The following is a 13,629-nucleotide window of genomic DNA, read 5'->3' on the forward strand; positions in this document are numbered from 1 at the left end:
CTACGCAGGGTACAGTTCAAACAATCAGCTTTTGCAATTACTTTTATTGCCTCTCCGCACCCTGCATAGATTACTGAAGCCCTTAATACCTCAGCATACTTTATTAGTCGAAGTCATAATCCATTAATTCACGTCTTAAACGCTTCTCCTCCAGTTTATCTTCTACCATTCGACGGGCGTCGCGTGGTGGCTGGGAGGTGGCCTCCTTCAGCACTTCAGTGGCAATTTGTGGAATACCCACACTATCAAAATCTAGGTGTCTTTCGTTAACGTGGCCGCTCATACGAAACTCCATAATCTTGACTAGAGAATGCAAAAATTTCCTTATTGCACCGAGGGTGCGATTGCAGATTAGCCAGCCCGATCAATTGTGGTCAAGCAATAATTCATCAAGTGGAAACACACTTAACACGGGAAAATTACCCGACAAATCACTATGCAAAGCCATCCGCAAAAATTACGTTTTCCAAGTCAAAGTAACGAACAAAAAAGGCAGATTGATGAAGTTTTTTCGAAAATTTTAAGAATTGTGAATGACGGGAATAGGGGTAACCGAGTGGCTCTAATGTTACCCTGAGTGACACAATACAGACCACCGTTTGAGATTCGATACACTAACGGGCAAAGGATGACATGACACGAGGGCTTTCACAGGCTAGAATGGCGCCCTCTTCAGTAGCGGCCCCCGTCGGTTAACAGGATAAACCACGGACCTCCTAAGTCCGGACTGGTGGTTCGAGTCCACCCGGGGGCGCCATACTTACCCGTGTGAACCAGCGCACAAACACCTTAGCCGACACACAAGCAGCAGCAAGGTTAATCCATCCCGAAAAAGCCCAGTACAGCGAGCAGTCGCTTCCCCCCCCTTTACTATCTTGTTGACGACAGCATCTTTCCTGGGTGTTTTTTACTCAACGCCTCACAGTCACTGTTCAAAATTATTCCATCTTGAAAAGAGGCCCAACATGCTTCTGCAATACCTAAATCAGTAGCTACCAGGCACGAACCTGTGCGAATAGAATCTCTTCAGCCCCATACACTCGGATATAACCGCGCCCTGACAGTAAAACCACCTGAAGCCCGAAGTATCACGGAGTAGCCCCTTTATCGCTATCCCCAAATCGGCAAGCCCGACACAAGCCGGGCCCGGGGAAATATCACGGCAACTATTGGTGAATACCCCGACTAACAGGGCCCACTTGCGCGATTAGCACCACCGCCATTGTTCGTCTAATTGCCGCCCTGCATCTTCATCATCTGCTTCTCAGCTTTCTTTTCCTCGTGATGCATCTTCACCTTGTGCCACTCTTCTTTGAATTTACCCCAGAAGGATTCTTTAGGGGCTCTTGTACAAGCGGTAATCACCATCGGCGTTACTTTTTCTGTGCCATCGATATCCAGCACATCCCCCTCTTCTTTACCTTTCCCGGAGTAAGCCGCAGCCCAATAGACCGCCTTGGGCTTAAATTCATCATCAATCGCCAGAAAATCTGCACAGGTCCAGTCTTTTGCCGCCTTCTTGGGATGCTTGTCGGCAAAGGCCGCAGAAGCAGCCAGGCTGACAATAACCAAAGGAAGGATGTACTGCTTACTTTTCACAATTCGATCTCCAATATATCCAGGGGAATCACCCTGTGAATCAATTGCAGCTAATATGCAATCCGTTCGCTATCCACGGATTGGACAACAAGTCACCGAAGTGGCCGCGATAGATAGCGAGACAAAGGAAGGGCCCGGTTGACCGGCCTTACGACAGCGGAAACGCAAGCCAAGACGCAAAATCACCCAATGCCTGATCCTTTAACAGAATAGACGTATTTTTCATTTTAGGGGCAGTGAAACACACTTGATGACCTCGTCAACCTGCATACCACTCTAGCCACAGAAGGCAGGACCAATGGAGGGGACAACCTGCCTGCAGCAAAGCACTTCTCTCAATTGGATTTAGGTCTATCACTGATCAGATCAGATCAGATCAGATCAGAAATTATTGGCAGGGGCCCCCAGCAGCGAGCAGTCATTTACCCCTGCAAGGGGTACCGCTTATCTAGCTCAACGGTCGAGCCCGTACTTGCGGGCAACAGCCTTAAATTGGCGAATATAAATAGTCTGGGCGGGCTCATAGGGCGGCAGCCACTGGTCGGGCCCCTTATCCCCCTTACTTCGATTGTGACTATCGTCCACCGGCCACAGGTTTGCCGGATCTTCCGCAAAAGCCTTGCGCCGCTCGCGGCTCCATTCAGCTCCACCATATTGATGCGCCCAAAATAGCGGCACTATATGCTCCACCTCCAAATCTGACGCCTGCTCAAAAAACTGCCCGGTGTAAGGGTCCATCCACAAACCGGATACTACGGTGCACCCTTTCTCATTGCCAAAGGTAACTGGCGCCAACGAAAGTCGGATCAAGAGTTCCTGGCGAGTATTCTGGCAATCGCCGTCAACATCAGACCAACGCGGCAACCACTCATTGCGATCGTAAGACTGAGGCGCGGGTTCATAGCATCCGCTGAGCGTTAACAAAGCGATTAATAACGAAGATTTGACTCGCATAAATCTAAACTGCGACTAATTACTGCTGGAGGGGCATTTTGCTTATCGCTACCTGCCCCGTCAATAAGTCAAACTATTTTGACATACAATCTAGCTGGCACGAGTGTACGACACTCCCTGACCTTACAAAAAACACACTTAAATTACTGCCTTACTGCAAACTGTTTTTCAACTTTCCACTTCCACCTGCCGATAGACCCAGCATTCTCAGGCAGAGTAAAACCTACTCCCTCTAAAAGAGTACTTTAGTCCCGACCTCAATAATGAAATAAAATTCGGTTCTGTATTTCTATACATTTATCGCCACGACACCCCCAAAACCAAATAGCAAACCGACCGCTTTATTAAAAACTCTAGATTCTAGTCAGCTCCCAATTTTCAAAAACACCAGAAATAATATTGGCGGCAGCCTAGAATGGAAACAGCATTGACCCTTGCTGACAGGATTTTAAAAATGAAACCGCCTAAAGAAGATGTTAAAGATCGAATGCCGTTATGGGACAGCATGCAACACCTCTATATGGATACAGACCACGACTGCTTGTATGAGCATATCGCCAGGTGTTGCGCCAAATCAAAATACACGCTAAATGAATCAGAGGAAATACTATTCAACGAAGTACTACCCGCGAAGTACTACCCGCCTTGAGGTTTAATATTTTTTGCAATCCACTACCCGAGTGGACAGGTTTCAACACCCTAACCTTATTAAGGCTTATATCAACAAGGCACCGCTATGGAAAACGCAGGCCGTGGATTCTCAGGCGGACTACAAACGAGCACTGGAAAAAATAAAACCATTAATTGCGCTTAAGAGAAACCACAGCTGCTGATACAAGTCGTTAAATTTTGTGTGTTTGCGTACCACGGGCTTTATCGTACGAACGCATTGCACCTATCCCAAGCATAGCCGTTATCATTGAAAATAACGCACCGGTTTCCAGCACTGGGGGCGGGGTCATTTCCAAGGGTATTAAGCCCTTAGCGCTGTAGATTGCCCAGCACCAGCAGAGCAATGGATACAGAACAAACTGATAGGCCAGCGCCAAGCCTCCCACCCAACCAATCCAAGGGCGCCAACCTGCAACAAATAGGCTTTTGTGTTGAGCTTCGACCTTATTAATTTCCAGCTGCCCGAGTAGCAACTGCACCTGAACATTCAGCTCTGCCAAACTACCCTTCTGCTTGAGCTCTTCTAACTTTCGAACCTCCTCAGCACGCTTTGCCGGGTCGGGCCAGATACGTTCAATTGCCATCTTGCCGGCCTGTAAAAGTGCCGTTAGGGGATCAAAACTCATGAGGACTCCAATATAAAGTGATTGATATTTAGCCCAGGCCTTACTGGCAGTATAATCGTGAGACTTCGGCATAAACTTGCGCGCCTGGACTACCCGTCAGACATCTGAGCCACTTTGATGCCCATACAGCTTTGAACACCAAGGGAGAGTTAACTAGATAAATCAGGGCTTTTGAACGACCTTAGACGTCCTGTATGCTCCCCGAGTGAAAACGCACAGGGTGACAGATCAATAGGGTTCAAGAGAAGTAAGTAATGAATGCCAACATTAATACCGCTGGGAGAAAGCCATCACCCGCCCATTTCCGGACGGCAAACTTATCTTTTTAACCCATCAATCAAAATACAAAATTGACGCCCAAGATAAACCGGAAGCTAAAGGCTTAAAAAGTGCTTAAATTTAAAGAGTCTGAATCTGAGGCTAGAATTCTCGCCTTACACTATGCCAGAAAAATGGATGATCAACTTCTCGTAGATTTTATTATGTCAAAAATACAAGTTGACTCAATTGAGATGGCATCTTCACTAACAAAATCATTTTGGCAAATGACAGATCTAGCGATAAAAGACAGTGGCGAAAATAAAGTAATTGAAGGTATATCTGACATAGAATTCTGGATGTATAAACTTTTCAACAAAATTTCGGGTTACATGTTTATTCATGGCTTCGAAGAAATCTGGGAAAGTGCATCGAGTAAAGACTAGGGTTAGCCTCAATATGACTCTATAGATATCTAGGGGAGCAAGCTGACTCTATGTCAGAGTGCCAACAACCAAGAGCGCACCAAAGAGGGAAAGCCTCAAAAACAAAAAGCCCGGCACAAGCCGGGCTCTTGGAAGATGGCGGTGAGGGAGGGATTCGAACCCTCGATGCCTTTCGACATACACACTTTCCAGGCGTGCTCCTTCGACCACTCGGACACCTCACCAGATTGTCACCCTTTGTCGGGGTCACCCGCCTTTCAGCGGTCTCGCCTCAGAGAAATCTTCAGGAAAATCAAGAAGATAGCTACTATATCGTCGAGAGAGTGCGCACTTTACCCAAATACCGGGGAAAGTTCCAGCTGAATCTCAAATGTTTATGCCCGCGCCCACTTTTAGAGGCTCATATTGATGAAAAAGGTTAAATTTCACACAACTCATATGTAATATAAGCTCAAAATTTAAACATTCCAGGCCGACCCAGGAGTGACAACTAACTTGAAAATACCGCAACCACCGCAGAGCATGGCCGTAAGTAGGTAGAGATAAAGATGGGCGGGTAAAGTGTACTAGTTCAGACTAAATTTGGCAGTTGCCGGTTTTTCAGAAAGCACTCTGCCGGGGCAAGCTTAGCTTACAAACTTTTCCTTCCACTTCCGCAGGGGTTGGCATCGTTATCTAGTACCTCCTACAGTCTTAGGAATCGACCCCATCCCAGAAGCCAAGGCGATAACGCCTCTCCCTGATTCCTATTTGAAATGCCGACCTATACACTTTATTGTTATATCTCATCACGCTTAGTAGTTTTAGCACCTTAGCCAAGTACTTGGGAGTATTAGGCTACTATACGTCAGGGATGAATACAGGATTCAAGGATCAAAAATCAAGGAAGTAACATGTCTTTAACTTGGGTGATTATAGGATCATTCTTTCAGCTAGCTTTTTCCGGCTTTCTCTTTATGATGGCCGTCTTTGCCTGGGGCGGCATTGCCAACGGAAAAGATTTATCAACCTTTTCATCCGCGATACTCGCGATTTCTCTATATTTTTTACCTTTTCTTGGGTTACTTTCCACCGGTATTGTTATATATCAATACACCCACAACGGAACAGCCTCCTCTTACTGGTGGTACCTTATGCCTATCGTAGCGGCTATTCTATATGTACTTTATATCAGTGTGATATGGAAAAAATAGAATGATATAAGTTGGCCAGTGAAAATGGCCTAGATCTTTGGGAGGGTTCGATATTGGTACAGTAGAACCCTCAGAGTCAAATACTGTATGCAAATGAGAGGAAGGGAATCACACATCAAGTTAACAGTGCATTCGTTCAGCAATCCCAGATGAGCAATCCAGATGCCTACGACTATTCATGAGTGACGAGTACTAAATATGAGAGGCTGCCCTTGAGCGACTGAACGTTTAGGGAAAATGCCGATTTATCTCAAATGCAACTTTGAAAGTCCCTTTGAAGGCTAGAGGAATCAGCAGAGGCTATACTGCAAGCCTATATCCGACTCGCCCCTCTAAATACGGAGGGCAAGCGACTAGCAACACTTCCTACCCACTATACCCTGCCAACTCCCTCCCAATTTCTCAATACTATTTTTTTCTGGATTTTTATTCAAAGTCATAACCCTCACCCAAACCAGGACTTCTGTACTATTAATCAGAAATAAATGGTTAGCAGAGTAGGCACCAGAAATACTGCCAGTGTGGCGCCTATCTCCAATCCATAGGAATCTGAAGTTTACGCCTTTAAAGTAAACCTACCTACTCTTTAGTCATTACAAGCCGCTGCTCATTTATAAGGTACATCGTATCACCATCCCACCCCAGGTAAGATTGAGCATCATCAAAATCAATGGCTTGTGGAGTATCAGATATCAGCCTCATTTTTCCACTATAGGCTACTTCACCATTTTCATAATATACAACAACATCATACAAACCCTCTGATTTTTTTACTATTGCGTATACACCACCATCGATGCCACCTACCCAAATTGCATGCACAGGAACATCTTTAGGCCTAGTTCTCTCACCTTCCACTTCTTGGGTGCAGGAGGAAAGTGTAAAACTCACCAAAAGAAGAGCTAACCACCTTACAAATAGACTGCGGCTCCTTACCATCAATATACCCCCCTACTTTCAATTGTTAACTTATTATAAGTATAATCCAAGTCTAAAAAATCATCTCGAAGCTCACCAATATACGAGTTAGGCCTAGGATCTATCATTATCGGTGTATCAACTCCGGCTTTTTCTACAGTCTCTTTGGCAAAGTGAATACAACTATAGCTATCTAACTCATATGGCTTACGATTTGGATTATTATTTTGCTTCTTTCTACCCTCAGCATATTCAAGCATAGCCTGATACTTACCTTCAACTTCAATATAAGCCCCTTCAATTCTGCCTGACTGCCCAGACACCCTTGATATAAAAGAAAGCGGCCTCTTCAGTGACCCAAGATCAACCCTATTATTAACCACTAAAGCATCTGGCAAATTTTTAGCCTTAACCACCAACCCCAAATTCTCCGCATCATACCTTCCATATTCATAGTACTTTGTTATTCCATTTTTCCCATTAATAAAAAGTACACCCGCATGACCTAGATACGATAGCTTCTGAGATAGCTTTGGCGTGCTAAAGTTATCAAAATCAAACCAAGGCAGTATATCTACCTTATATCTCGGAACATTCACCCTAATCTTATAGTCTGGAAAAACTATTGGAATTACTACATCCACCCTTAATCTCCTATTAAAAAATTTTCTCAACTCAAAGAAAGAGAACAGTACTACCGGTAAGTTACGGGACCTTAGTTCAAACTTGAATTGCAGTGGCTGACTAAAGGTAATGTATGGGAATTTTACCCCTAGTTTTTTTATGAAAAATCATCGACTCCACATGCCCCACTATAAAAACTACTTCCTGCTTATTAATAGCTAAAATCTAATATACTCACAACAGAAAACAAACGCGAGACTTAATTTTGCTTTATTACAAACAACCGGTACCAACTGCGCATGCAACTACAATCAACCCAACCTCAAGCAATCAATACACAGTAAACCACCCCCTGGAAGGTGCGAGCCGACAGGTCCCTACCGTTCAATCCAAATCCGCAAACCAAGAGACCATGTCCGAGGCTAGCATTAGCAGTAGTCATATTACACCTGATTGCAGGCACTACAGCCCAGGGGTCGAAAGAGAGTATTATTTGACGCATCAAGGGTGTAGATAGGACTAAATTTTTGGCGCCCATTTAACCAAAAGAGAACCGAACTTACCGAGAAGCAGCGATGAATATTGCTTCCATACAGCAGTAAATACCCTCCAGCAAAGCCAAGAGCTTTAATTATTAGCTCTTCAAGGCGACCTGCACGGAACTATACTCCTTCCCAAATTCCCAACATAAGTGACACACGCCTACCCACAAGAAGTTCCAGTGGGCTCAAGTAGTTTAATCCCTGCCTTGGCTGAGTGCTAATTCGAAATAATGCATCGTCAATGCGACTTTTGGGTACCTTGCTAAGCTCCTTTCCTTTTGGAAAGAAACGCCGCAACAGACCATTGGTGTTTGCGCTCAGTCCGCCCCCCAAGAGTGGTAGGGCCTTGCAAAGTATATTTTTCAGTCTAGTTTACGCGCAATCGACTGGTATCCAGAAAACTCACCTCCGTTGCCGGAGGGTTATGGTTTTACAGATGGATTAATATGGCTTCAGTATCTGCTTGATAGCTTTGCTCACTACCCTCTTACTCTTATTTGGGGCTCTGCGAGCAAGCAATAATTTGGATGCTCGCTCAACCAGTGTCACCAGATAGCCACCTCAACCATAAACTGTATCGTCCTCCCAGTGGCCGACCTCGCTATTTTCATCAACAATCGCCGGCCGCTCATCAATATCAATGCGATCTGAGGTAAGCTTTACTCCCATCTCTAAGCTTGTCCGCTTACGATAAGATTTTCCTTTCCTTGGTAGACGCAACCTCCAGTTAAATTAACTGATCCAGCGGTAAATCGTTGAGCAACCAACGGATCTTATACACCACTCAAGCTGCTCCGAACTTGCGCTTTCCCGCTGATGGTCGATTTGCATTTTCATGGCAAAGTCGTGCTTAGTATACTTCAGAACCCCATGCCGTAACTGTAGCGCCTGGCAGTGGTCGCTCTCAGCACAGTAAGGGCTGCAACGATGCAACTCACGATAGATGGTTTTGCTGGATCGATTGAGCTGTTGCGCAATAGCTCAGGCTGAATAGTCCCGTCCATTGAGCACCTCTACCCAGCATCGTTCTCTCAAGGTCAACTGGCTGTTATGGATTCCCATGAGATTTCTGGCCTGCTTGCATGAAAGCTAGCCGACCTACAGCCAGCCCCCTTTTTTACTATTGCTAGGCGCGTCAGTTGTTATGGGGGGCTAGGTAACCCTCTAGCCACATAAATAAATCGAGCCTTATCCTATATTTACCTAGAACTGAACAACACACAGGTATAAATGCAGCAATATTTAGCGAGTGATCAAGAAGACTTGGGATAGCCAGGAGTTAGGCGCTTGAGGAAGGTAAGCGCTCAATAAACCCCACCCTTTGATTCATACGGAAGATTTGCTTCCGTTATGCCTTAAAGATTCCAAGGCAATAAAGCTTCAATATCCTCGACGCTCTGCACACTCGGTAAGTCGGTGTAAACCCGGCGCAGGTAATCATACGGTTCAAGGCCATTAGCTTTGGCGGTTTCGATTAAGCCGTATAGTGTGGCACTGGCTTTGGCGCCTCTCGGCGTATCACTGAACAACCAGTTCTTACGTCCGATCACAAAGGGACGGATGGCATTTTCGGCTGCGTTATTGTCAATATTTAACTGCCCATCTTCGGTGTAGACCGTCAGTTTTTTCCAGTTCTTGTGCAGATACCCAAGCGCTTTTCCAAGGGCGGTCTTCGGTAATACTTTGGGGAGTGTTTTATCGAGCCAGATCCGGATTTTTTCCAGCAAAGGTAGACTTTCTTCTTGGCGGAGACAATATCGTTCACTTGGCCTGAGTCCTTGCCCTTTACGTTCAATGCCGTATAGGTGGCCTATGTAATTGAGAGCGATGTCGGCTTTACTCGGCTGATGATTTTTACCTTTATTTTTTACTTTACCGCCGGCAATCTTTTGCGCTTCGATAAATTTCCGCCGTGCATGCGCCCAGCAGCCGAGATGGGTAATGGATTTTTCATTGCCCACAGCATGATAACCGGCGTAGTCATCGGTTTGTAAAATGCCACACCGATGCGGTGGAAGATTTTTTCCTGCCGGGCGAGAGGTAGCGCATCCTGATATTTGGCAGCAGCTATATGCGCAAGTAAGCCGGGACTGGCATTACTTTTAGGGATCGGCTGTGGTGGGAGTGCTGCCGTTTTTACACAGGATTCACAGGCCTTGCAGGCATATTTTTTACGGACGTGCTCAGGCACCTGGATCTTGGCTGGGATGATATCCAGCTGTTCGCTGATAACTTCACCCATTGCTTGCATCTGGCAACCGCAGCGGCAAATTTTTTCCTCTTCAGACAAATCGTGTTCAATGCGCACACGGGGCAGGTCTTGCGGCAATGGTTTGCGCCCGGCAGATTTCCTGTGCGTGTAAGTCACGGTTTCTGTACTGGGAGTGTCGGGGCTGGCTTCTTCGATTGCGTCATCGGCAAGCGTTTCTGCCTCATTGAAGAGGTTGATCTGACTGGAATCTGCTTTCTCACTGCTACTGCCGAAGCGCTTATTCTGCAGTAACAAGATTTGTTCTTCGAGCAGGCGAATACGCTGCTGCCTGTTTTCTAGCTGTTCGGATTGCTGTCGCAGAAGCGCCTTTAGCGCTTCTGGATCGTCGGGGAGTTGTTCTGCGGCCTCGCTAATCATGCCCGCTATTTTACAACAACTTCAGGTCAGGTTATCGAGTCAAATTGAATCATTTGATGGGGCTTTTGGCTCCAGATATTGAGGCCGTCGAGCAGCTGGTTGAGCTCACGGCCACTGCGTGCAGTGTGAGTTATTTCATCCGCCCACATCCAGTGGAAGCGCTGTTTTTCCAGACGCTTATACCAGACCACAAAGCCGTTGCGCTCCCAGTAAAGCAGCTTGATTTTATCGCGGTTGCGATTACAGAATACAAAGAGTGCCTCCAGAGCCGGCGACAGCGCCATTTCCTGCTCAACCAGTGCTGCCAGGCCATCAATCGATTTACGCATATCGACGGGCTCCATATACAAATACGCTTGCGCTGATTGTTTTGGGCGCAGCATTAATGCTGCTCCCGTAGAAGACGCCAAAGCACTGGCAAGGTGTGTTCCAGTTCAGATGTTGGTAGTTGTATCTGAATATTACCCGGCAAAGTCATGACCATTGAAGTTTGAGAAGGCGGCATTGTTATCGGCATGAGTTTGGCTGTATTTTTGCTCTGCTTGCTACGCCAATAGGTGAAGGTACTGAGCTTTAGCTGGTGCTGCTGGCAATAGGCGGCTTGGGAAAGGTCGCTAGCCTTCCACTGGGTTACGTGCTCTTTCCAGAAATCTGATTTGCTTTGCTGGGTCATGCGTATCTCCTGATCATTAAAAATCAGGAGCATATCTGGATGGATTTCAGAGTTTTAGATGGGGTTTGTTGAGCGCTTACTGAGGAAGCGCAAAAGTAGATAGTCACAGATGGAATACATGGACTCATCAGGCTGCCGAAAAGATAGAGAAGGGCCAAATGGAAACACAAACAAAAAAGCCCGGCATAAGCCGGGCTTTTAGAAGATGGCGGTGAGGGAGGGATTCGAACCCTCGATGCCTTTCGACATACACACTTTCCAGGCGTGCTCCTTCGGCCACTCGGACACCTCACCAAATTGTCACCCTCTACGAGGGCAATCCGCCTTTCGGCGGGCCTCTCTCTTCAGCGAAATCTTCAAGTAAATCAGGAAGATAGCTGCTGTGTCTTCGAGAGAGCGCGCACTTTACCCAAATGCTTGGGGATGTGCAAGCACTAATGTAAAAAAAATTCTCAGACCGCCAATGGCGGGCTTCCCTGCGCCCCTCTTCGGGGGAACCACAATGGTCGGAGCGGCGCAGTGGCCTTTGCCGACGAACCCCGTGCTCAGCGCGGCCTGGTATCGCGACCGAGCCACCCCGCGCGGCAATAATAGATCCAGACCGTCACTATATAACCACTAGCTATCAATTTCTGCCACAGGCGCCTATCGCTGTAAATAAGACATCCAAATTCTCCTACAGGTATATGGCGGCAACAGGAACAGCACAATGTTATCTGCTGAGCTTTCACGGTAAGGCGCCCTGGGCGCTCCCTGCTCTTTTTGGAGGGAATAGAGAGTCGCCCTCGCCGCGCCTTCACCCTGTGGGAATAGCCAGTCACTCAGCCATCTCGGGAAGCGGCGAGCATTCTGGCTCGGGCATTTGCACCCCCGGCCCAGAGTCTGCTGAAGATACCCGCAGTCACAATAAAAAAATCACTTGCGCATACAGTTTTTTCGCATTCTGTTCCTCGGAGGAGTAAACTGCGCTGTTGAGGTCACAGCGTGGCTATACGGCGGACGGGGAAATCGGAGCCAACCTGTCGCCAACACGCAAGGTGTTCACTTTCTGCTCAAATGGATAAAGAACAATACAAATGCAGGATCAGCTTGAGGAGTGCCCGGGGCGAAATATCAATCCCCGCTACTCCACTTATTTCCGCACCCTGATTTTATTTGCCGCCGCCGGCACCCTGGCATATTCGGTGAATTGGTCGGCGCCCTGGCAATTGGACAAGCTGATTATCCTCGGATCTGCGGCCTTTATCGTAGCTTACAGCGCCCTCGCCCAGTTTATTCTGTATAAGACCCGCAACAAGAAGGCGTCAAATACCCGCCGCTGCCTGTCTTTCCTCGATACCGTGCTGATCGGCATCACCATCTCCCTAACCAACTTCACCATGCTGCCCTCACTGCTCTTGGTGACCATGGTGCAATTGAACGCCCTCACCGGGGGCGGCGGTCGCAGTTGGTTTGAGCACAATACCGGGCTGTTGGTAGGGGTCGTTATCGGTTACCTGATGTACGAGCCCTCCCTGCTGGTCAGCGCTGACCTCACCATCAGTACCGTGAGTCTGATCTGTATCCTCGCCTACCTCTGCGCTTACGCCTTCTTTACGCACCGCCAGATTGGCCAGCTGAAAGAAGAGAACCACGCCCTGATGATGGAGCAGCGCGTCAGCAAGGTCCGCTCCTACAAGCTGTCCAAGTACCTGCCGCAAAAGCTGTGGCGCTCTGTGACCACCGGGGATGAAGAGGCCCTGGTGACCCAGCGCAAGCTCCTGACCGTGTTCTTTTCAGATATCAAAGATTTCAGCCAGCTCACCGAGGAGTTGGAGGCGGAGACTTTTACCCACCTGCTCAACAACTACCTGTCCGAAATGGCACGCATAGCCGGGCAGTACGGCGGCACCATCGATAAGTTTATCGGCGATGCGGTGATGGTTGTATTTGGGGATGATGAGAGCAAGGGGCCAAAATCCGATGCCCTGCGCTGTGTGGCGATGGCGCTAGCTATGCGCAAGCGCGTGCGCGAAATGAAGCAGGAGTGGTACAACAAGGGAATCTCCCGGCCGCTACAGGTGCGGATGGGTATCAATACCGGCTACTGCACCGTGGGCATTTTTGGCACCGCCAACTACCAGTCCTATACGGTGATGGGCACCCACGTTAATCTTGCCGCCCGCTTGGAGGGCGCAGCCCAGCCGGGAGAGATCCTGATCAGCCACGAGACCTGGGCGATGATCAAGCACACGGTGATGTGCCGGGACAAGGGGCATATTACCGTGAAAGGTATCAGCACCCCGGTGAAGGTCTACCAGGTATCTGATCTACGCAAGAACCTCGGTGGCCAGCAGAGCTACCTGGAGGAGCACGCACCCGGCTTCTCTATGCATTTAGACCTGGATAAGATCCGCAACTACGACAAGGAAAAAGTCTTACAGTCCCTGCAAAAAGCGGCATCCAACCTAAAGAGCAAAGTGATTATCTGATCCGATCAAGGTGCGTAGGCGCAA

12 protein-coding genes, 3 tRNA genes and 1 pseudogene are annotated in these 13,629 nt (G+C 47.6%); 5 read left to right on the forward strand and 11 right to left on the reverse strand.

All coding sequences use genetic code 11. From position 1 onward, the window contains the following. Positions 1-103 precede the first annotated feature (103 nt). The gene (locus tag ACJJIK_RS07190; protein WP_444930468.1) at positions 104-283 is read right to left on the reverse strand and encodes a PA3496 family putative envelope integrity protein; all 180 of its coding nucleotides are present in this window, start codon (positions 281-283) and stop codon (positions 104-106) included. Between the two features lie 398 nt (positions 284-681). Here ACJJIK_RS07190 and ACJJIK_RS07195 point away from each other — a divergent pair. Beyond that, a tRNA-Arg gene (locus tag ACJJIK_RS07195) sits at positions 682-757 on the forward strand. Between the two features lie 473 nt (positions 758-1,230). On the opposite strand, the gene hdeA is transcribed toward ACJJIK_RS07195, so the two are convergent. Both hdeA and ACJJIK_RS07205 read right to left on the reverse strand, forming a co-directional pair. Then, on the reverse strand, positions 1,231-1,599 hold the full coding sequence (gene hdeA, locus ACJJIK_RS07200; protein ID WP_444930467.1) for an acid-activated periplasmic chaperone HdeA: 369 nt from the start codon (positions 1,597-1,599) through the stop codon (positions 1,231-1,233). Positions 1,600-2,052: 453 nt separating this feature from the next. Continuing rightward, positions 2,053-2,553: a GmrSD restriction endonuclease domain-containing protein gene (locus tag ACJJIK_RS07205; protein ID WP_444944601.1), complete on the reverse strand. Its 501-nt coding sequence runs from the start codon at positions 2,551-2,553 to the stop codon at positions 2,053-2,055. A gap of 487 nt (positions 2,554-3,040) precedes the next feature. Between ACJJIK_RS07205 and ACJJIK_RS07210 the strand changes: the two genes are divergently transcribed. Continuing rightward, positions 3,041-3,202 carry a DUF7079 family protein gene (locus ACJJIK_RS07210; protein ID WP_444945044.1) on the forward strand — a complete coding sequence of 54 codons (162 nt, stop codon included), beginning with the start codon at positions 3,041-3,043 and terminating at the stop codon, positions 3,200-3,202. A 193-nt stretch (positions 3,203-3,395) separates the two neighbouring features. Here ACJJIK_RS07210 and ACJJIK_RS07215 read toward each other — a convergent pair whose 3' ends face one another. After that, complete coding sequence (locus ACJJIK_RS07215) at positions 3,396-3,851, reverse strand: 3TM-type holin (RefSeq protein ID WP_444944602.1); 456 nt, start codon at positions 3,849-3,851, stop codon at positions 3,396-3,398. Between the two features lie 389 nt (positions 3,852-4,240). On the opposite strand from ACJJIK_RS07215, the gene ACJJIK_RS07220 reads away from it, so the two are divergent. After that, complete coding sequence (locus tag ACJJIK_RS07220) at positions 4,241-4,555, forward strand: hypothetical protein (RefSeq protein ID WP_444944603.1); 315 nt, start codon at positions 4,241-4,243, stop codon at positions 4,553-4,555. Between the two features lie 136 nt (positions 4,556-4,691). Here ACJJIK_RS07220 and ACJJIK_RS07225 read toward each other — a convergent pair. Then, positions 4,692-4,779: transfer RNA gene (locus ACJJIK_RS07225), tRNA-Ser, on the reverse strand. Between the two features lie 669 nt (positions 4,780-5,448). Here ACJJIK_RS07225 and ACJJIK_RS07230 point away from each other — a divergent pair. Then, complete coding sequence (locus tag ACJJIK_RS07230) at positions 5,449-5,748, forward strand: hypothetical protein (protein WP_444944604.1); 300 nt, start codon at positions 5,449-5,451, stop codon at positions 5,746-5,748. A 579-nt stretch (positions 5,749-6,327) separates the two neighbouring features. On the opposite strand, the gene ACJJIK_RS07235 is transcribed toward ACJJIK_RS07230, so the two are convergent. From ACJJIK_RS07235 to ACJJIK_RS07260, 6 genes and pseudogenes are all read right to left on the reverse strand, one after another. Then, positions 6,328-6,690 carry a hypothetical protein gene (locus ACJJIK_RS07235; protein WP_444944605.1) on the reverse strand — a complete coding sequence of 121 codons (363 nt, stop codon included), beginning with the start codon at positions 6,688-6,690 and terminating at the stop codon, positions 6,328-6,330. Then, positions 6,687-7,310 carry a hypothetical protein gene (locus ACJJIK_RS07240; RefSeq protein WP_444944606.1) on the reverse strand — a complete coding sequence of 208 codons (624 nt, stop codon included), beginning with the start codon at positions 7,308-7,310 and terminating at the stop codon, positions 6,687-6,689. Before ACJJIK_RS07240 ends, ACJJIK_RS07235 begins: the two co-directional genes overlap by 4 nt. Positions 7,311-9,187: 1,877 nt before the next feature. Continuing rightward, a pseudogene (gene tnpC / locus ACJJIK_RS07245) lies at positions 9,188-10,461 on the reverse strand (IS66 family transposase). Positions 10,462-10,487: 26 nt separating this feature from the next. Beyond that, the gene (tnpB, locus tag ACJJIK_RS07250; protein ID WP_444944607.1) at positions 10,488-10,844 is read right to left on the reverse strand and encodes an IS66 family insertion sequence element accessory protein TnpB; all 357 of its coding nucleotides are present in this window, start codon (positions 10,842-10,844) and stop codon (positions 10,488-10,490) included. Then, complete coding sequence (gene tnpA, locus ACJJIK_RS07255; RefSeq protein WP_444944608.1) at positions 10,844-11,134, reverse strand: IS66 family insertion sequence element accessory protein TnpA; 291 nt, start codon at positions 11,132-11,134, stop codon at positions 10,844-10,846. The genes tnpB and tnpA overlap by 1 nt, the downstream gene beginning before the upstream one ends. Positions 11,135-11,340: 206 nt before the next feature. After that, positions 11,341-11,428: transfer RNA gene (locus tag ACJJIK_RS07260), tRNA-Ser, on the reverse strand. 782 nt (positions 11,429-12,210) lie between these two features. On the opposite strand from ACJJIK_RS07260, the gene ACJJIK_RS07265 reads away from it, so the two are divergent. Next, a complete protein-coding gene (locus tag ACJJIK_RS07265) occupies positions 12,211-13,605 on the forward strand; it encodes an adenylate/guanylate cyclase domain-containing protein (protein WP_444930448.1) in 1,395 nt (464 codons plus the stop codon). Positions 13,606-13,629: the final 24 nt, after the last annotated feature.

This window comes from Microbulbifer regidiadema (SeqCode), assembly GCF_052466995.1.

Excerpts from the sequence above, each read along its gene's own strand:
- ACJJIK_RS07190 (WP_444930468.1), bottom strand. The coding sequence starts at position 283 with ATGAGCGGCCACGTTAACGAAAGACACCTAGATTTTGATAGTGTGGGT.
- ACJJIK_RS07205 (WP_444944601.1), bottom strand. The coding sequence starts at position 2,553 with ATGCGAGTCAAATCTTCGTTATTAATCGCTTTGTTAACGCTCAGCGGA.
- ACJJIK_RS07210 (WP_444945044.1), top strand. The coding sequence starts at position 3,041 with ATGCCGTTATGGGACAGCATGCAACACCTCTATATGGATACAGACCAC.
- ACJJIK_RS07215 (WP_444944602.1), bottom strand. The coding sequence starts at position 3,851 with ATGAGTTTTGATCCCCTAACGGCACTTTTACAGGCCGGCAAGATGGCA.
- ACJJIK_RS07230 (WP_444944604.1), top strand. The coding sequence starts at position 5,449 with ATGTCTTTAACTTGGGTGATTATAGGATCATTCTTTCAGCTAGCTTTT.
- tnpB (WP_444944607.1), bottom strand. The coding sequence starts at position 10,844 with ATGCTGCGCCCAAAACAATCAGCGCAAGCGTATTTGTATATGGAGCCC.
- tnpA (WP_444944608.1), bottom strand. The coding sequence starts at position 11,134 with ATGACCCAGCAAAGCAAATCAGATTTCTGGAAAGAGCACGTAACCCAG.
- ACJJIK_RS07265 (WP_444930448.1), top strand. The coding sequence starts at position 12,211 with ATGCAGGATCAGCTTGAGGAGTGCCCGGGGCGAAATATCAATCCCCGC.